Below are 18,929 nucleotides of genomic sequence, written 5' to 3'. Positions count from 1 at the left end.
ACGCAACTGACATAGACTGTCTTGAGGCCATGCGGAAGGGTGCTGTGCCACTTCAGCGTGTGCCGTCCAACGCCTTGCTGAAAGCGTTGGTGAAGGTGACGCCGCCACGCGGGCCGGCCTCGGCCAAAACGACGTCCATGAAGGCGTCTGTTATCCGGATCACGGCAAAGCCGCCCATGAAGGCTGCTTTCGGCTTGAACAGGTCGAGCCCGTCGCGCTGGTAGATCATCGCGGTGTCGTGCTGGTGGCCGTGGAAGACGCCAATCACGTTGGTGCCGCCGATGGCTTCAAGCAGCGCGCGCCGTTCGTCATCGCTCCACCAGTGCGGCTCGCCGCGTCCCTTGTCATTGAATGTATGGGCATCCGCGTCCCACCTCTCAGTCGAGAACGGGTCCCAACCATAATGCTGGAACAGCATTACCGGCCGCCCGTCGCTGGCAAAGGTCTTGAGGTCCTGCTTGAGCCAGTCGAGCGCGCTGATCGCGCCCTTGGCGGTGTCGCCGGCGAATCTGTGGGTCTGGACGAGGTGCAGGCCGCCCCAGTCCCATGAATAGCAGTCGGATGGCGCTTCGTAGTCGGTGGCCGGGACCGGTGGCTTGAAGAATACGCTGGGGCGGTGGTTGATCTCGACATAGTCGCGCATCTCGCGTCGGTACCAGTCGACATGCGGTGGCGGGCCGTCCTGGTCGAGATCGTGATTGCCGAGCCCCACATAGACAGGCACATGCACGCGGTCGGGGCCGTTGCCTTCCTGGTAGCGCTGGCTGAACTGCAGAAGCTGCGTGCCTTCATGCGGTTGCGTCACCTGGCCGCCGCCGTCGTCGGTCATGTCGCCGCCGATCACCAAACCGAGCGAACGCCCGATCCTTTGGCCGGCACCCGCCAATCCACTTGGCACGCCGCCGATCTCGCGCGGCCACGCGAATTCGCCGACCTCGTTCAGCGCCGCGATATGCCGGCGCAGATTTTCGTCGGTCTTGCCTTCGGCCTGGCAATTGGGACTGAGACCGCTTGCCATGCGGCAGGCGTGGATGTCGGCCGAAAACAGGAAGGTCGCGTCGATCTTCGGCCAGGTGGCACTACGCGCCGTGGGCACCTTGAGCAACGAGGCGAGGCCGATGCCCAGTGTCTGGGCAAGCATCTGGCGTCTGGAAACAGTGGCGATCATAGCGCGAGAATGTCTTTCTCGCCGCGCATGATCAAGAGCGCTGCTCAGGCACTCGACTTGTGGATGACCGTGCGTGAGACCAGCCGGAGCCCGAGTACGCCGAAGACGAAGAACATCCACACCGGGTCGGTACGGCGGAAGAAGAAGCTTTCGAGGAAGGCGTTGAGCGACGTAAACAGCACCACCATCATGAAGAAGTCGCCGAGGAAGACGTTTTCCTTGTAGAGCGGGATGCGCATGTAATCGCGCATCGGTGCGATCAGGAAGACATAGATCGCCACCACGAGTGCCGGGAGTCCCATGGCCACCGCGAGATCGATGTAGCCATTGTGGCCATGCACGATCCCGCTGATGTCCCAGCCCTGGTCGAAGGTATGATCGATCCTGGTGACAATGGGCGTACCCCAGAAGCTTTCATAGCCGTAGCCGAACCAGGGCTGCCTGGCGATCATCTTGCCGGCAAACTCCCAGATCGTGGTGCGGCCGGTATAGGTGAGATCCGGGAAAAGATGGGCGGCAAGCTGCTTGAGCGGGTCGATGAAGACGATGCCGAGCGTGGCTAGTGCTGTGCCGGTCACGGCAAGCGCAAACACCAGGGGCACGCCAAGCCGCATGCCGATCATTCCGGGCAAAAGCACCAGCAGGATCGAAAGCGGCACAAGGCCCGCCGTGGTCTTCGAGCCGGTATGCGCCATGAAGACCATGGCAAGCAGAAACAGAACGATACCCGACCTGCACCAGCCGCGGCGGAACAGGTAGATGCCGGCGAAACTGAAACAAGCCATGACGGGTGCTGCGATGTTCTTGTGGGAGAAGGCGCCTCGCCAAAGCCCGGAGTGTTCGGGTTCGAAGCCGCCGGAGCCATGGATCGCAACGCTCGGATAGAAAATGACGCCGCCATAGCAAAGCCCGACGACGACGAAACCGGCGAAGGCGAGCACAGTCGAATAGGCTTCGCCGTCACGCGGCAGCGCCAGCACGGTTGCCATGGCGATGATACCGATGAGGGTGAATGTGGCGGCGCGGAAGGCGGCGCCGGGGTCGATGGCATTTGCCACCGAAATCATGAAGAAGCACAAAAGCAGCAGCCACGGCAGGCCCGCCAGTGCGCGCAGCCTGCCCGGACCGGCAAGGGTCAGCAGCGAAAACATGGCAAATGCGCCGAGCGATCCGAAGCCGAGCTGGTTGACGATATCGCCACCGCCATCGAGGTTGGCGCTCGCTGGCTGGAACGGCCGGAACGACACGATGACGATGGTCAGCACCACCGCAGCGACGGCCGTGGCGACGCCCGCTGGGTTGAACGCCGCCGAAAGCGGCGCGGTGTCAGTTCTTCTCAGGCTGCCGGTATTGCTCATTGGCATAACCGAAGTCGGCCATCACACGGCCGAGCGCCACATGGATCGGATAGATCGCCACCGACGGCGAGCCGGTGACGACAAGGCGCTTCAAGGCACGCAGGGGCGAAGCGGCGAGAAGTGCGAGGCTTTTGAGGAAGACGCGCGTATTGGCGAATGGCGTGCCAGCATATTTCTTCTTGGCAACCAGTGTCGAGATGACACCGTTGCGCAAGGAACGGGCGCGGATCCAGTCGGCCTCGAGGCGCCGTTCCGGCACAGTTTCGAACAGTTTTGCTTCGGCGCACCAGCCGAGCTTGAAGCCCTTTTGCGCAGCCCGGCTCAGGAAGTCCGAATCGCCGCCGCCCATGAAGTTGAAACGCAGGTCTAGGAAGGGCGGACCCATGGCCAAAAGTACATGGCGGCCGACGAGAAGGTTGCCCGAGGAATAGAGCGCTGGAACTGGTCCGGTGGTGGAGTAGGGCGGCGCGAAAACCGGATGCGTCGCCCAAACCTGATGTGCAGGGTCGGCGAAGACGGGCACCTGCGGTCCACCGACTATGTCGACACCAAGGCTTTCGGCGGCGGTGCACATGGTTTCAAGCCACAGCGGATCGGCCAGTTCATCGTCGTCGATCACCAGAAGCTTGGTGAAATTCGGAAAGTGCAGGAGCGCTGTGTGCCAGCCGGCATTATAGGCACTGCAATTGCCGCGCTCATGAGCGACGATGACGAGCCCTGCCATCGCACCGCTTTCAAACAACGGCAGCGCGGCGCGCATGCCTTCGCCGCCTTCGGCGTCGTTTTCCATGACGATGACAGCGAATCGCCGCGCGGTTTTTTGCTTGGCGAGCGAATCGAGCGTTGCCAGCAACTGCTGTGGCCGGCGGAAGGTCGGTAGCGTGACCACCACTTCCACATCATCCACCGCCAAAGCAGGCGACATGCCTGCAATGGTCACGGATTTGAGAGGTGGCAGAGCATCCATGAAAGGGCACCGGTTTTAGATGCCCCTCCCTATCACCGGCACCATAACGGTCGGTTAAATAGACCGCGAGCAGGTCGGTGGCCGTATTCCACAGCCCGCGCGAATTGCTTAATGAAGACTTCACCGCACGCTGCTAGGGCATGGGCAGGAATTTTGTTGCGATGCATCTGCTGTTTGCCACATCCATCGTGCCTGACGGGGCGCTTTCCTCAGGCTACGAGATCGCCAATCAGGCGATCATCGATGCGCTGCGCCGTGCCGGCGTGCGCGTGACCGTGCTCGGCTTTGGCTGGCCGGGCAAGGCGCCGTCCGATCCTGAAAACACCATTCTCCTTGCTTCGCTCGATGTGCGTACCGACGCGGCACCCCTGCAGCGCAAACTCGCCTGGCTGGCGAGCGCGGTTGCCTCGGGCCTGACATTCGCGTCAGCCAAGCTGCGCGTGGTTTCCGATGAGACGGTGCGCGAGGCGATCAAGGCAGCCGGCCCGTTCGACGGCTACATCCTCAATTCGGTCCAGATGGTTGCTGCTTTCGAAAGCGTCTTTCAGGACCGGCCTTCGATCTTCGTCGCGCACAATGTCGAGTTCCGCTCGGCGGCGGAGAATTCGCAAGCCGCCAATGGTGCGTTTCAACGCGCCTTGTTCCGGCGAGAAGCAAGGCTCCTCGAAGTCATCGAGAAGCGGTTGTGCCGCAAGGCGCGTTTTGTCTTCACGCTGGCCGAGGAGGATCGCGCCGAGCTCGGCGTTGCCTCCGACACGCGCTCGGTGGCGCTGCCGCTGGTGACGCGTTCGGAGCTTTCGACCGGACGGGGCATGCGAAACATCGAATGCGAGGCGGCTCTGATCGGCACCTGGACCTGGGAGCCCAACCGTATCGGCCTCGACTGGTTCCTGGGCAAGGTCGTGCCGCATCTGCGCAAGGATTTCCGCATCCATATCGCTGGCAGTGTCCCGGCCGGCGTGTCTTCGCCGCATCCCGGCGTCAAGTTCGTTGGCCGGGTGCCGGACGCCCAGGCCTTCGTACGCAGTGCTGCGGTCATCCCGCTCGTCAGCACGTCCGGCAGCGGTGTCCAGCTCAAGACCATCGAGACCTTTGAACTGGGCCTGCCTTCGGTGGCAACTGCACACTCGCTGCGCGGCATCACCCACAAGCCTCAGAATTGCATCATGACCGACGATCCCGCAGCCTTCGCCAGGGCGCTCGAACAAAGCGTCGATCAGAGGGTCGCGGACGTCGACGGCAGCGATTTCCACCGCCGGCAGATCGCGGCACTCGACAGCGCGATTGCGCTTGGCCTCGCCAAGCTTGGTGCCGGCGCGCGTGAGGTGGCGGCGTGAGCGTGGCGGCTGTGCCGGTCCGGCGCATCCTCGGCATCCGGGTCGCCAGCCTGCGACGCGACGAGGCGGTCTCTCATTTGTCTCGGCGGCTCAGGGAAAAGACCTTCACCAAGGTCACCTTCCTCAATGCCCACAATGCCAACATCGCCTGTTCCGACAAGGAATTTGCCGCAACCCTCGACGATTTCCTGGTCCTCGCTGACGGCGTCGGTGTCGATCTCGCCGCGCGCTGGCTCTATGGAGCGCCTTTTCCCGACAATCTCAATGGCACCGACTTCGTGCCTGCCTTGCTCGAGGCGTCGGAGAGGCCGCTGACGGTCGCATTGCTCGGCGCAAAGCGCGCCAATGCCGAGCGCGCCGCGGAGCGGTTGGCCGAGATCGCGCCAAAGCATCGTTTCGTCGTTGTTCACGATGGCTTCTTCACCGCTTCGGAAGAACCCACGATCGTCGCCGATATTGGCGCGCTTCGCCCAGACATCTTGCTCGTCGCCATGGGGGTTCCGCGCCAGGAGTTCTGGATCGCGCGCAACCTGGGACCTGAACATTGCACACTGCCGATCGCCGTCGGCGCGCTGCTCGACTTCCTCAGCGGCTCGGTGCCGCGCGCGCCGAAGTGGATGCGCCAATTGCGCCTCGAATGGTTGTTCCGTCTGATAATTGAGCCAGGCCGGCTGTGGCGGCGCTACATCGTTGGCAATCCGCTGTTTCTTCTCCGGGTGTTGCGGCAGAAACTGACGGGGCAGGGCGGGGAGGACCGCTCTTGAACGCCAATGGCACATCGGTGGCTCCGGATGCCGCACTGGTGACGGCCAGCTATGCCGCCGATTTCGAGCGCTGCCGCCTGCTGTGCGAGACTGTCGATCGACACGTCGTGGGGGCATCGCACCACTACCTGCTGGTTGAGCATCGCGACGTGGCGCTGTTTCGCCAACTCGAAGGCAGCCGCCGCACCGTGATCGACGAGCGCGATCTGTTGCCGTCCTGGCTGCGCGACATGCCCGACCCGACAAGCCTGTTTAAGCGCCGCATCTGGCTGAGTCTCAAGGCACCGCCGCTGCGTGGCTGGCACGTCCAGCAGCTGCGGCGCATGGCCATTGCCGAGCGGATCGAGCAGGAGATACTTGTCTATGTCGATTCCGACGTCGCGTTCCTGAAGCCGTTCGATTGCGCCAGGTTCTGGCACGACGGCAGGTTACGGCTGTTTCGCCGCGACGATGCGCTGCTTGCCCCCGGCCACGAGAACCATCGCATGTGGTCCGCGAACGCGGCCGCCGTGCTTGGCATCGCCGCGCCTGAAATTTCGCCGCACGACTACATCTCCACGCTGATCGCCTGGCGTCGCTCAAGCGTACGCGACATGCTCGCCCGGATTGAAAAGATCAGCGGCCGGCATTGGGTCGAAGCAGTGTGCGCACGGCGCAAATTCTCCGAATGCATGATCTATGGCCGCTTCGTCGACGAGGTCATCGACGGTGCCGGGCATTACCACGGCTCGGAGGAGTTCTGTCGGGTTCATTGGACCGGAACGCCACTTTCGGATGCGCAGTTCGAAGCCTTCGTAGCAGCGATGGCGCCCGAGCAGGTGGCTATCGGCATGCAATCCTTCATCGGTACCGATCTCGGCCGTATCCGCAGGCTTGTCACGGCCTGAACTAAATCGCCCGGGCTGGCCGACGCAGAGCCGAATAGGTCACCGCGGCCGAGGCGAGGTAGAGCAGCGCGAACATGCCGTTCAGCGACCATATAAGCGTCTCGGTGTCGGCGACCTGCAGCAGTAGCATGGACAGCAAGGCAGCCTTCAGTCCTGCGAGCATGGCCAGGTTGCCGGCGCGGATCAGCGTCTGGCCGCGCGCGAACAAAAGCTCTGCGTGATATTCGACGAGATTGCGCAAGGCCGGCACGAACAGCGCGAGCCCAACCAGAGGTGCAGCCTCCGAGACGTTGCGTCCGAGGAAATTGGGATAGAAGTGCAGCACCACGGCGAGGAACAGCAGGGCCGATGTGGAGACAATAAGGATGCCGGCTTCGATGCCGATCTTGACCTTCAGCTTGGCCAACATCTGCGGCGCCCGCATCATGCGCTGCACCAGCATCATCGAGAAGGTGCGGATCGGGATGGCCGTGAGGTCGACCAGCCGCATGACGATGGCATAGATGCCCGCGAGATGCGGCCCGCCCATGGCCAGCACCAGCAGCTTGTCGAATTCCATCTGCAGATAAAACAGCACCTCGGCGCCGGCGACATAGATCGAATCCGAAAGCCGTCGCCAGTAGAGATCCGGTGTCAGCCTCAGCCGCTGGCGCGGATAAAACATGCCGAAAGCCAATGTCAGCGAGACGAGATTGCAGGCGACGTAGAAGCCGGCCCAGGCTTCGACCGTGTGGCTGGGCCAGAAAATGAACAATGCCGCCGCCGCAGATTTTATCGCTGACGTCAGGATAGCCAGTATTGCCGCCTTGCCGAAGCGCCCGAGACCGTTGTTGACGATCATTGCCACCTCGACCGGCCGCCAGAGCAGGGCTTCGGCGCAGATCACGGTGGCGAAAATCGCGGCGGGCAATGTGTTTTTGAAGAACAGGAACCAGGTGAGCGCCGAGGCCGCCGCCAGCAACGGCAGCGACAGCAGCGCCAGCATCAGGAAGCCTGCGGTGTAGCTGCCGATCAGTCGGGGACGTATTGTCGCCGTCCGGTAGAGAGCCGAGATGAAGCCGAAGGCAAGCGTGCGCGACAGCATCACGCCGGCGGCTGAGGCGGTGGCGAAAAGACCGAAATCGGCGATCGACAAGGTGTTGGCGAGCGCCACGAAATAGATCAGCGAAAAGACCAGTCGTCCGGCAGAGCCGCTGATCGCCGAGAAATAGTCGCGCAGGACAGCGCGCCGACCAGACAGGAAACTGCCGATACGCTGGCGCAGCGGCATGCGCGGTATGTCATTTGCCTGGGTCATGATCGGGCCGGAGAATAGGGGCCAAAACTTAATGTGCCGTTCCGCGACGGATGCATAAAATGCCACAAAGGCGGATAATTAACCTTTTGTTTCCCACGCCTGTTTAGCTTGGGTTAACGACCGGACAATGATCCGGACTATCCTGTTGGAAGCTGCCCGAAACATGGACGAATCTGGAAATCGCGACGACTGGAGGCGCAAGCGCTCGCTGCTTGCGCAGGACCAGGACGACGCTACGTCCAAGTCCAAGGGGGCCTCGCTTCTCTCGATCTCCGTTGATGAGCACCAGGAGGCTGGGGCGCAGGATCCGGTGACCCGGCATCGCATGGCGCGCCTGCGCCGTGAAGCCGACAGTGCCGCCCGTGACGCACTCGCCGAGGCCCCGCTTGCGGCGGAGGTGAAGCCGAACAACGAGCGTCCGGCTGTCAAAGAGGCGTCCGCAAGCGAAAGCGCAGCGCCGGCTCCGTCCTCGATGATAGGTAACTGGCGCGACAGACTGCTTGGCCCCACGGTTCCCGCTGCCGCGATGGTTCAGCCTGTGGTCCCGGACATGGCGTCATACGATCAAAGCGACCATGACGATGTCCGTTGGAAGCCGCTGATCGATCCGATGAAAGTCATCGGCGGGATTACCCGCTCGAAGCTGCTGATCGTCTCGACCACATTGGTGGGCGCGCTCATGGGCGTGGCAATCGCGCTGTCGACGCCCAAGATGTATCAGGCGTGGACCGAGATGATCGTCGATCCGCGCAACCTCAAGCTCTCCGACCAGGAATTGACTGTTGGCAATCTGCCTTCGGACGCGACGCTTGCCGTCGTCGAAAACCAGGTGCGCGTGCTGACGTCGGGGTCGGTACTGACCAAGGTCGTCGACAAGCTCAACCTTGCGGAAGATCCGGAGTTCAATGGCACCGCTGGAGGCGGTTTCAGTGTTCGTTCTTTCCTGCGCTCGTTGATTTCCCGCGATGATACGGCAGCTGGAGATTCGGCCGGTCGCAGGCACACTTTGGCGACGACGCATCTCGCCGAAGCGCTGACCATCGAGCGCGGTGCAAATACGTTCGTCGTCTCGATTGGAGCAAAGACGGAAGACGCCGAAAAGTCGGCTCTCATCGCCAACACGATGACTGAAGTCTTCATGCAGACCTTTGGCGAGTTGCAGGCGGGAACCGCGGGACGCGCAACCGACGAACTTAGTGCCCGCCTTAATGAAATGCGCAAGTCGGTTGAAACAGCCGAACGCAAGGTCGAGGCCTTCAAGGCCGAAAATGAACTGATCGATCCGCAGGGACGGTTGATCACCGACGATGAGATCCAGCGCGTCAACGACCAGCTGACTGCTGCGCGCTCGCGTACCTTGGAACTCAACGCACGCGCTGCATCGACACGCGGTCTCGGCGTCGACGCGGTCTTGAGCGGCACCTTGCCGGAGGCGATCAGCTCTCCCACCATCAATGAGTTGCGGGCGCAGTACGCAGCGCTTACCCAGGAGGCCGATCGGGCGGCTGTGAGACTTGGTCCTCGCCATCCCGAACGTCTGGCCATCGAGGCCCAGTTGACCGGCGCGCGCGAGCGCATCGCAACGGAGCTGCGCCGTGTCGCGGCTTCCATCCAGGTCGAGCTCAAGCGCGCCGTTCAGATGGAGCAGGAGCTCGCCGCCCGGCTCGCCCAATTGAAGGTGCGCCAGGGCAGCGTCGGCGATGAGCTTGTCACGCTGCGCGAGCTCGAACGCGACGTCACCGCCAAGCGCGCCGTCTACGAGGCGTTCCTGCTCAGGGCGCGTGAAACGGGCGAGCAAAGGGACATCAACTCGGCCAATGTGACCGTCATTTCGACTGCTTCGCCGCCGCTTCAATCGACCGGGCCGTCGCGTGCCATGATCTCGATCGCCGGCATGCTGCTTGGTTTTGCATCGGGCGTGGGCATCGGTGCYTTGCGTGGCGCGCTCGAAAGCCTGCGCGATACCGCCAACCGCCGTGCTCGCGCCAAGCCGGTGTCGCGCCGCAGGCCCGAGGAGACGACTGGAAGCGAGCCGGACGCGCGGGGCACGGCACCGAGGCCAGAGGCCAGGACAACTCCGTCATTGGTAGTCGCCAGCGCGCGTGAGCATCCCGTTGTCGATCAACCTATGTCAGGGCCACTGATGCAGCCGCCGGCCGGTGAGGTTGGTTTCGCGTCGCCCTATCCGCCCTATCCGCAGGCAGGCTATGGTCCAAAACTGCCGCCTCAAGCAGGCTACGGACCTGCTGTAACAGCTCCAGGTTACGCCGCGCCGTATCCTTATCCACCCGCATATAAGCCGCAGTCGGCTGGCCATTATCCATGGTCGCCCGTGCCGCAGCAGGCAGCCCCCGCGCCTCAGGTTCCGCGTGCCGAGCCGCCGGCAGCGCAAAACCAGATCGACGAGATCAGCGAGAGCCTGCGCGAGGTTCGTAAGGAGTTGAACCAACTCAGGGAGCGGCGCACGCGCCGCTACTTCTGAAATTCTCCCGGGCGGTTTCGAGTTTACGGCACCGGACGCCGCAATGGCGAGGTTGCTGGTCGGAAATTTGATGACAATGCCGCCTCGAACGATGCAGCAGACGGAGTGAGCCATGGCTGAGATCATTGACGGGAAGAGTGTCGCAGCCGAGGTCGTCGAAGGCGTCAAGAAGTCGGCGGCCACACTTGCCGAGCATGGCGTGAAGCCGGGGCTCGCCGTGGTCATCGTTGGCCAGGATCCGGCCAGCCAGGTCTATGTCGCCAACAAGTCGCGCACCGCCAAGGAATGCGGTTTCCATTCGGTCCAGCACACGCTTGCCGCCGAAACCTCGGAAGCCGAACTGGTGGCCCTGGTCGAAGCACTCAATGCCGATCCTGATATCCACGGCATTCTTGTGCAGCTGCCGCTGCCCGGCCACATCGATGCCGGCAAGATCATCCAGACGATCGCGCCGGACAAGGATGTCGACGGCTTCCATTTCATCAATGTCGGCAAGCTCGCCACCGGCGAACTCGACACGGCGCTGGTGCCTTGCACGCCGTTTGGCTCGATGCTGCTGATCGAGCGCAAGCACGGCAAGGACCTTTCGGGACTCAACGCTGTCGTTGTCGGCCGCTCCAACATCGTTGGCAAGCCGATGGCCAATCTCCTGCTTGCCGCTAATGCGACGGTCACCATAGCCCATAGCCGCACCAAGGATCTGCCGGCGCTCTGCCGCACCGCCGATATTCTCGTCGCTGCTGTCGGTCGGCCCGAAATGGTCAAGGGCGACTGGGTTAAGTCGGGTGCGACTGTCATCGACGTCGGCATCAATCGCATTCCGGCGCCTGAAAAAGGCGAAGGCAAGTGGCGCCTTGTGGGGGACGTCGAGTTTGCCTCGGCCGCCAAGAACGCCGGCGCCATCACGCCGGTGCCTGGCGGCGTCGGCCCGATGACCATCGCCATGCTGATGGCCAATACGCTGGTGTCGGCCTATCGCCACGCCGGCCTCGAATATCGKGGGTTCTGAGTGAAAGCGGCGTTGTTGAAACCGGCGCCGCTTCCTTGCCCAAGTCTGCGCTTTCTGTAGATTTGGCTTCGATGTCAGAGCCTCACCCCGAAGGTCGCCAGTTCGCATTCCTGCTGGTCGACAAATTTTCGATGTTCTCGCTCGTTGCCGCCATCGACACCTGTCGGTCGGCCAACCGGTTGCTCGGTCGCGACGTCTATGGCTGGACCACTGTTTCGGCCGATGGCGAGGCGGTGATCGCCTCCAATGGCCTGCCGCTCAAGGTCGATTATTCAGTCGCCGATGTGCCGGCGGTCGACATCATGTTCGTCTGCGTCGGTGTCGCCACCGAGTTTCCCGGCAAGAGCAAGGTGCTCGGCGCGCTCCGATCCTGGGGGCGGCGCGGGGCAGCACTCGGAGCGCTTTCGGTCGGCTCGTACCTGCTCGCCGAAGCCGGCCAGCTCGACGGCTACCGCTGCACTATCCACTGGGAAAACCGTGCCGGTTTCATGGAGAAATTCCCCGATATCGAGTGCACCAACAATGTCTTTGAGATCGACCGCAAGCGCTACACCTGCGCCGGCGTGACCACCTCGATCGACCTGATGCTCGAAATCATCCGCCGCGATTTCGGCACCAATCTCGCCAATGAAGTCGCCAATCAGTTCCAGCACGAGCGTATCCGTTCGGCCGGCGACCGCCAGCGCGTCGGACCGGAGCGTGATCTGACCGGCAAGTCCGACAAGCTCAAGCGCATCGTCGAGCTGATGGCAGACCATCTCGATGAGCCGCTGTCGGCGGTGCAGCTCGCCAAGACCGCAGGCCTGTCCGTCCGCCAGGTCGAGCGGCTGTTCCTGCGCCATCTCAACGTCACGCCCGGGCGCTACTACATGCGTCTCAGGCTCGAGCGCGCCCGCGAGCTTCTGCGCCAGACCAACATGCCCATCCTCGACGTGGCGATCGCCACCGGTTTCACCTCGCACTCCTATTTCGCCCAGAGCTACCGGCTCCAGTTTGGCCGCCCGCCAAGCGAAGAGCGCCGCACCACCTATTGATCGGTCCCAGGGTTGTCAGTCCGAGGCCCCTTGTTTAGCCTCGCTGGCATCAACCTGAATCGGCGAGGGACGGCATGAAGGCGTTTACACGAGGCATCCTGGCGTCTGCCCTCATGCTGTCGGCAATGGCAGCTGCGCATGCCGCCGACCGGACCATCATCGTGCTCGACGCCTCGGGCTCGATGTGGGGCCAGATTGACGGCAAGCCCAAGCTGGAGATCGCGCGCGAGGCGCTGCGCACGGTGCTGAAGACGGTGCCCGCCGACACAGAGCTTGGCCTGATGGCCTATGGTCACCGCGAAAAGGGCAGCTGCACCGACATCGAGCTTGTCGTGCCGCCGGCCGCCGGTTCGGCGAGCGCCATCACCGCAGCCGCAGACAGCATGAAGTTCCTAGGCAAGACGCCGCTTTCCGCCGCCGTCAAGCAGGCCGCCGAAGATCTGAAATACACCGAGGAGAAGGCAACCGTCATCCTCATCACCGACGGGCTCGAGACCTGCAGCGCCGATCCATGCGCGCTCGGCAAGGAGCTAAAGCAATCGGGCGTCGACTTCACCGCTCACGTCGTCGGTTTCGGCCTGACGGCGGAAGAGGGCCGGCAGGTCGCGTGCCTCGCCGAAAATACCGGCGGCAAATACATCCAGGCCTCCGACGCCAAGGCGCTGGAGGAGGCGCTGGTACAGACGGTTGCAGCACCTGCGCCCGCGCCGGCCTCAACTCCGGCACCCGAACCGGCCAAGCCCGAATTCAATTTCGTACCCGAAGTGACGATGGCTGCAGGTGGTGAACCGCTCAGCGATGCCGGCAACGCTTGGGAAATCTACAAGGCCAATGCCGATGGCACCAAGGGCGAGCGCCTCACCACCGAATACAACAACTACAAGGGTTCGCTGGAAGCCGGCGACTACATTGTCCGTGCCATACTTGGCGAGGCAGCAGTCGAGCAGCCGCTCAAGGTCGAGGCCGGCCAAGTCTACAAGCCGCTTTATGTCCTCAACGCCGGCACGCTGATAGTCCGCCCGCGCCCGAGTGAAGGTGCTGAGGTCAATGATGGCGCAACCGTCGTCATCGAATATCCCGGCGGCACTGGCCCTGCCACCAACTATGGTCAGACCAGGATCGTGTTGCCCGCCGGCGCGCAGAAGCTGACGGTCAAGATCGGCGAAGGCGAAACGAGCGAGACAATCCAGCTTGCCGCCGGCCAGGCCCTCGAAAAGGATGTTGTGGTCGGCGTCGGCCATGTGCTGGTCAATGCTATCTATGCTGAGGGTGGCGAGAAGGTCGACGCGTCGGGCCTCGACGTGAAGATCTACAAGGCCAGGAAAAAGATCGACGGCACTCGCGAGCAGGTGACCTATGCCTTTGGCTCCGACGCCAAGTTCGATCTCTCCGCTGGCAACTATGTCGCTATCGTGAGGATGGACCAGGCCGAGGTCGAGCAGCCCTTCAACGTGAAGGTCGGCGAGCGTGGCGACGTGACGGCGGTTCTCGACGCCGGTGTTCTGGCGGTCAGCGCGCCTGGCGCCAAGACGATCAAGGTGTTTTCGGCCAAGAAGGACATCCAGGGTGAGCGCAAGGATTTCGGCGTGGGCTACGACGAGAAGCACCAGGTGACCTTGCCTGCCGGCGACTATGTCGTGGAAGTCGACCGCGAGGCCAATGGTGGCAAGAAGGAAGGTACGGCCACCGTCCATGCCGGCGAGCGCAGCGAAGTGACCATCCAGTAGGATTGCAACTTGCAGCGAGCGCGGCTATTTAGGTCGCGCAACGCGTCAACAAACAAAGGAGGGCTGCGTGTACACGTTTTTTCGTCACCATCGTCAGCGCGGCCCCGTCCACGCCCTGCATACAAGTTTGCAGGGCTGACCACAGACGATCGCCAAAGCGTATCTCTTTTTGGTCTGCCCTTCGTGGTGATGCAGCGCTGAGCCTTTGAGTTCGCGCCTGCACAGTGACAATCCACCGGGCCTAGCCTCCCCAGATGCATCCTTTGACCGGATGCGGGATGACGGTCCGGACAGACCAGAGAACGACTATGGCATTGATCAATCTGAGGTCGCTTGGCGTAACCCTTGGCGCACCGCTTTTTTCCAATCTCAACCTTTCCATCGAGCCGGGCGACCGCCTCGGCATCGTCGCCGCCAATGGCCGCGGCAAATCCACGCTTTTGCGTTCCATATCAGGCGGCTTCGAACCGACATCGGGTGACATCACCCGCGCGCGCGGTCTGCGCGTCGGCCATGTCGAGCAGGACGTGCCGGCCAGCCTGAACGCCGCGACGTTTTTCGAGGCGGTCCTTGGCGCACTGCCGCTGGATCAGGCCGAGAGCGAAAGCTGGCGCGTCGACATCGTGCTCGACTCGCTCGATGTGCCCGAAGCGATGCGCGAACGTCCGCTGTCGCAGCTGAGCGGCGGCTGGCAGCGGCTGGCGATGCTTGCCCGCGTCTGGGTGACCGAGCCCGACGTGCTGTTGCTCGACGAGCCGACAAACCACCTCGATCTTGCCCGGATCAGCCAGCTCGAAGACTGGCTGAACGCGCTGCCGCGCGATGTGCCAGTCATCATTTGCAGTCACGACCGGGCCTTCTTCGATGCCGTGACCAACAAGACGCTGTTCCTGCGCCCGGAAAACTCGCAGGTCTTCTCGCTACCTTACTCCAGGGCACGGGCTGCACTCGATGAAATCGATGCCTCCGACGAGCGTCGGTTCCAGAAGGATATGAAAACGGCGCAGCAGTTGCGGCGGCAGGCAGCCAAGCTCAACAATATCGGCATCAATTCGGGCAGCGACCTTCTGGTGGTGAAAACCAAGCAGCTGAAGGAAAGGGCCGAAAAGCTGGAGGATGCTGCCAGGCCCGCGCACCTGGAGCGCTCGGCGGGCGCCATCAAGCTGGCCAATCGCGGCACGCATGCCAAGGTGCTGGTCACGCTCGACGATGCGCCTGTCACCACGCCCGACGGAACGCTGTTGTTCAGGACTGGCAGGCTATGGCTGCGCCAGGGCGACCGCGTCGTTTTGCTGGGCCGCAATGGCACCGGCAAGACGCGGCTCGTCAACATGGTCAGGCAAGCAATCGGCGCGCCGGAAAACGCCGGCGATGCCGTCAAGGCGACGCCGTCTCTGGTGCTTGGCTATGGCGATCAGGGCCTGTCCGATCTCGAAGACCGCGACACGCCGCTCGGCGTGCTTACGCGTCGCTTCGAGCTAGGTGAACAGCGCGCCCGCACCTTGCTGGCCGGTGCCGGCATGGGAATCGATATGCAGGCAAGCCAGATCGGCCGGCTTTCGGGCGGGCAGAAGGCGCGCCTCGGCATGCTGGTGCTCAGGCTGACCAACCCGAACTTCTATCTGCTCGACGAGCCGACCAACCATCTCGATATCGACGGGCAAGAAGCACTGGAAACCGAACTGTTGAAGCACGAGGCGAGCTGCCTGCTGGTGTCGCATGACCGCAGCTTCGTGCGCGCCGTCGCCAACCGGTTCTGGCAGATCGAGAAAAAGCGACTGGTCGAGGTCGAGGGGCCGGAGGACTTTTTCACCGATGTGGCGGGCGCCGCTTAAACGCCGCCAGCTTGCCGAGGCCCACAAGCTTCGGCAAGCTGTCGCCGCATGCTATTCGGTTTTAAGATTTCGGCTTGGATGGAGGCCCATATGCGTTCGATTTTGACGGCAATCTTGCTGGCATCTGCTCTGAGCGGCGCGACGGCCTCGACCGTCACCATCGACTTGCCCGGCGATGCGGCGGTCGAGCGTCAGGCCGTAACCTACAGATGCGGCAAACGCGAAGTGAAGGCCGAATACATCAACACGGCGAACAACTCGCTGGTCGTGCTCGGTCTCGGCGACGAGACGGTCATTGCGGTGACAGTACTCAGCGGTTCCGGCGCCAGATACGCTGGCCAGCAATATGTCTGGTGGACCAAGGGCGACAACGCCGACTTCTACGACCTGACCAAGGGCGAAGATGCTCCGCCGGTGTTCTCTTGCACGGCGGAGAAGTAGCGCAAAAGCTGCACGTTATGCTTGAGCTTCTGCCGTACCTTCAGGCCGTCCCGAACACGCTCGCGCCGTGGTCGGCGCGGCCGGCCATCTGGCGGAAGCCGGCAAACAGCTCGCGACCGAAGCCGTATTCGTTGCCGGAGAGGTCGCAAACCGGGGCCGGACGCAATGCCAGGTCGCCGGCCGGAACCAGTACTTCGAGCGTGCCTTCCTCGGCGTCGAGCCGGACGATGTCGCCGTCATGGACGCGGCCGATCGGCCCGCCTTCAAGCGCTTCGGGCGTGACGTGGATGGCCGCAGGCACCTTGCCGGATGCGCCAGACATGCGCCCGTCGGTGACCAGTGCCACCTTGTGGCCGCGGTCCTGCAGGATGCCGAGCACTGTGGTCAGCTTGTGCAGTTCCGGCATGCCGTTGGCTTTCGGTCCCTGGAAGCGGATGATCGCGACGAAATCGCGGTCGAGCAGTCCGGCCTTGAAGGCATCGTTGAGACCCTGCTGGCTGTCGAACACCAAAGCCGGTGCTTTGATGATGCGGCGTTCTGGCTTCACTGCCGAGGTCTTGATGATGGCATGGCCAAGATTGCCGCCAAGCACCTTGAGCCCGCCGTGCGGTTGGAACGCCTTGGATGCCGGCGCCAGCACCTTTTCGTCGCCGCTCAGCTTGGGAGCTGCCTCGCGCACAACCGAACCGTCGGCGCCGAGCTTGGCTTCGACCGCATAGGGGCGCAGCCCTTCGCCCCACACCGTCTGCACGTCTTCATGCAACAGGCCGACGTCGAGCAGTTCGCGGATCAGGAAGCCCATGCCGCCCGCTGCCTGGAAGTGGTTCACGTCGGCAAGGCCGTTCGGATAGACCCGCGCCAGCAGCGGAACCGCGTCCGACAGGTCCGAAATGTCCTGCCAGGTCAGCCGGATGCCGGCGGCAGCCGCCATGGCAATCAGGTGGATGGTGTGGTTGGTCGAGCCGCCGGTGGCGTGCAGGCCAACGACGCCGTTGACCACCGAGCGCTCGTCGATCATGCGCCCGGCGGGAATGTATTCATTGCCGAGTGCGGTGATCGCCAGCGCGCGCTTGGCGGCTTCGCGCGTCAGCGCCTCGCGCAGCGGCGTGCCCGGATTGACGAAGGAAGCGCCCGGCGTGTGCAGGCCCATGATCTCCATCAGCATCTGGTTGGAGTTCGCCGTGCCGTAGAAGGTGCAGGTGCCCGGCCCGTGATAGGATTTCGACTCCGCTTCGAGAAGTTCGGCGCGGCCGACCTTGCCCTCGGCATAGAGCTGCCTGATCCTGGCCTTTTCGTCATTCGGCAGGCCAGTCGTCATCGGCCCGGCGGGAATGAAGATCGCCGGCAGATGGCCGAAGGTCAGTGCCGCGATCACCAGCCCCGGCACGATCTTGTCGCAGACGCCGAGATAGACCGCCGCATCGAACATATTGTGGCTGAGGCCGACGGCTGCCGCCATGGCGATCACGTCGCGCGAAAACAACGACAGCTCCATGCCTGGCTGTCCCTGCGTGACGCCATCGCACATCGCCGGCACGCCGCCCGCGACCTGGGCAATGCCACCGGCTTCGCGCGCCGCATCCTTGATCAGCTGCGGGAAAGTTTCGAATGGCTGATGCGCCGACAGCATGTCGTTGTAGGAGGTGATGATGCCGATATTGGCGACCTTGTCGCCGCCGAGCGCCACTTTTTCCGAGGGGCTGCACACTGCAAAGCCATGGGCGAGGTTGCCGCAGGATAGCACGGCACGGTTGGCCGTCTTCCCAGCCGCCTCGGCGAGGCGGCCGAGATAGATCTCGCGGCTGACCTTCGAGCGCTCGCGGATACGCTCGGTGATGGCTTGGATGTCGTTCCTGGCGGTCATGGCCTTAGTCCTTTCAACTCGGCGCCCAAAGCTTGGGAGGGGCATCGGGCAATGGACGTCCGCTCAGGGCGCCCAATAAATCTCGGCGGCGCGCGGTGCCCGGTCGAGCACGGTGCGGATCGGCAGAGCCGTTTCCGCCGCCATGGCGGCATCGAGCACGGAACGCTTTTCAGCACCTTCGATGTGCACGACCAGCAGCCCGGCGCCGACCAGTGCGGGAAGTGTCAGTGTCAGGCGCGGCTCGCCCGCGCTTGCGGCATGCACCGGCATGACGATGCGCGCCGAAGTCGGGTCGAGTAGGGCATCGAGCCCTTGTGCGTCGGGGAAAAACGAGGCTGTGTGGCCATCGCCGCCCATGCCCAGGATCGCGGCATCGAGCGGCCAGGGCAGGGCGCGGATTTCGGCATCGGCCATCGCCGCAGCGTCTTCGACCGTAGCAGCCTCATGATAGAGCGGCGCGAATCGCGCGGCAGCGGCATTGTTCTGCAGCAGGTTCGCTTTGGCCAGCGACGCGTTGGAACGCGCAGAGGTCTCGGGAACGAAACGCTCGTCGACAAGCGTCACGATGACCTTGCTCCAGTCGAGTTCTTCCCGCGACAGCGCTGCCATGAAGCGGCCTGGCGTGGTGCCGCCTGACACGGCGAGGAACGCCTCGCCTTGTCGTGCAATCGCTGCCCGCAGCACGTCGGCGACCTTGGCGGCAAGTGCTGCCGCCAGTTCATCGCTCGTTGCAAACTCGTTCCAGCGGGCCAGGGCCAT

At 63.2% G+C, this 18,929-nt stretch carries 15 protein-coding genes; 9 read left to right on the top strand and 6 right to left on the bottom strand.

Features of this window, described 5'->3' with window-relative positions:
* Positions 1-52: 52 nt before the first annotated feature.
* The 3 genes from AC1DWF_RS01230 to AC1DWF_RS01220 are packed head-to-tail and all read right to left on the bottom strand — an operon-like array spanning position 53 to position 3,493.
* Complete coding sequence (locus AC1DWF_RS01230; protein WP_476787768.1) at positions 53-1,168, bottom strand: metallophosphoesterase; 1,116 nt, start codon at positions 1,166-1,168, stop codon at positions 53-55.
* Between the two features lie 44 nt (positions 1,169-1,212).
* Complete coding sequence (locus AC1DWF_RS01225) at positions 1,213-2,526, bottom strand: O-antigen ligase family protein (protein ID WP_476783430.1); 1,314 nt, start codon at positions 2,524-2,526, stop codon at positions 1,213-1,215.
* Positions 2,495-3,493, bottom strand: coding sequence for a glycosyltransferase family 2 protein (locus AC1DWF_RS01220; protein ID WP_476787766.1), 999 nt, complete (start codon positions 3,491-3,493; stop codon positions 2,495-2,497). The genes AC1DWF_RS01225 and AC1DWF_RS01220 overlap by 32 nt, the downstream gene beginning before the upstream one ends.
* Positions 3,494-3,654: 161 nt before the next feature.
* Between AC1DWF_RS01220 and AC1DWF_RS01215 the strand changes: the two genes are divergently transcribed.
* From AC1DWF_RS01215 to AC1DWF_RS01205, 3 genes are read left to right on the top strand one after another with little or no spacing between them, the layout of a single operon-like run.
* Positions 3,655-4,830 carry a glycosyltransferase gene (locus AC1DWF_RS01215; RefSeq protein WP_476783556.1) on the top strand — a complete coding sequence of 392 codons (1,176 nt, stop codon included), beginning with the start codon at positions 3,655-3,657 and terminating at the stop codon, positions 4,828-4,830.
* Positions 4,827-5,594, top strand: a complete 768-nt coding sequence (locus AC1DWF_RS01210) for a WecB/TagA/CpsF family glycosyltransferase (RefSeq protein ID WP_476783555.1) — start codon at positions 4,827-4,829, stop codon at positions 5,592-5,594. Before AC1DWF_RS01215 ends, AC1DWF_RS01210 begins: the two co-directional genes overlap by 4 nt.
* Entirely contained in the window at positions 5,591-6,481 is an 891-nt protein-coding gene (locus tag AC1DWF_RS01205; RefSeq protein ID WP_476783554.1) for a DUF6492 family protein, read from the top strand. The genes AC1DWF_RS01210 and AC1DWF_RS01205 overlap by 4 nt, the downstream gene beginning before the upstream one ends.
* A gap of 1 nt (position 6,482) precedes the next feature.
* Here AC1DWF_RS01205 and AC1DWF_RS01200 read toward each other — a convergent pair whose 3' ends face one another.
* Positions 6,483-7,778, bottom strand: coding sequence for a lipopolysaccharide biosynthesis protein (locus tag AC1DWF_RS01200; protein WP_476783553.1), 1,296 nt, complete (start codon positions 7,776-7,778; stop codon positions 6,483-6,485).
* A 163-nt stretch (positions 7,779-7,941) separates the two neighbouring features.
* On the opposite strand from AC1DWF_RS01200, the gene AC1DWF_RS01195 reads away from it, so the two are divergent.
* The 6 genes from AC1DWF_RS01195 (at position 7,942) to AC1DWF_RS01170 (ending at position 16,306) form a co-directional block, all read left to right on the top strand.
* Entirely contained in the window at positions 7,942-10,260 is a 2,319-nt protein-coding gene (locus AC1DWF_RS01195) for a GumC family protein (RefSeq protein ID WP_476787765.1), read from the top strand.
* 112 nt (positions 10,261-10,372) lie between these two features.
* Positions 10,373-11,269 carry a bifunctional methylenetetrahydrofolate dehydrogenase/methenyltetrahydrofolate cyclohydrolase FolD gene (gene folD / locus AC1DWF_RS01190; protein WP_476783551.1) on the top strand — a complete coding sequence of 299 codons (897 nt, stop codon included), beginning with the start codon at positions 10,373-10,375 and terminating at the stop codon, positions 11,267-11,269.
* A gap of 71 nt (positions 11,270-11,340) precedes the next feature.
* The gene (locus tag AC1DWF_RS01185) at positions 11,341-12,303 is read left to right on the top strand and encodes a GlxA family transcriptional regulator (protein ID WP_476783550.1); all 963 of its coding nucleotides are present in this window, start codon (positions 11,341-11,343) and stop codon (positions 12,301-12,303) included.
* Positions 12,304-12,377: 74 nt separating this feature from the next.
* Positions 12,378-14,030 carry a vWA domain-containing protein gene (locus tag AC1DWF_RS01180; protein ID WP_476783549.1) on the top strand — a complete coding sequence of 551 codons (1,653 nt, stop codon included), beginning with the start codon at positions 12,378-12,380 and terminating at the stop codon, positions 14,028-14,030.
* A 308-nt stretch (positions 14,031-14,338) separates the two neighbouring features.
* Positions 14,339-15,865: an ABC-F family ATP-binding cassette domain-containing protein gene (locus AC1DWF_RS01175; RefSeq protein WP_476781350.1), complete on the top strand. Its 1,527-nt coding sequence runs from the start codon at positions 14,339-14,341 to the stop codon at positions 15,863-15,865.
* Positions 15,866-15,955: 90 nt separating this feature from the next.
* Entirely contained in the window at positions 15,956-16,306 is a 351-nt protein-coding gene (locus AC1DWF_RS01170; RefSeq protein WP_476781351.1) for an MliC family protein, read from the top strand.
* A 40-nt stretch (positions 16,307-16,346) separates the two neighbouring features.
* On the opposite strand, the gene edd is transcribed toward AC1DWF_RS01170, so the two are convergent.
* Together edd and pgl are read right to left on the bottom strand one after the other, a co-directional pair.
* Positions 16,347-18,170 carry a phosphogluconate dehydratase gene (edd, locus tag AC1DWF_RS01165; protein ID WP_476781352.1) on the bottom strand — a complete coding sequence of 608 codons (1,824 nt, stop codon included), beginning with the start codon at positions 18,168-18,170 and terminating at the stop codon, positions 16,347-16,349.
* A gap of 63 nt (positions 18,171-18,233) precedes the next feature.
* Positions 18,234-18,929 carry a 6-phosphogluconolactonase gene (gene pgl / locus AC1DWF_RS01160; RefSeq protein WP_476781389.1) on the bottom strand — a complete coding sequence of 232 codons (696 nt, stop codon included), beginning with the start codon at positions 18,927-18,929 and terminating at the stop codon, positions 18,234-18,236.

This window comes from Aminobacter sp. P4_D5 (assembly GCF_056401815.1).
The sequence above is the reverse complement of the archived record's forward strand: the minus strand, read 5'-3'. Positions and strand labels throughout refer to the sequence as shown.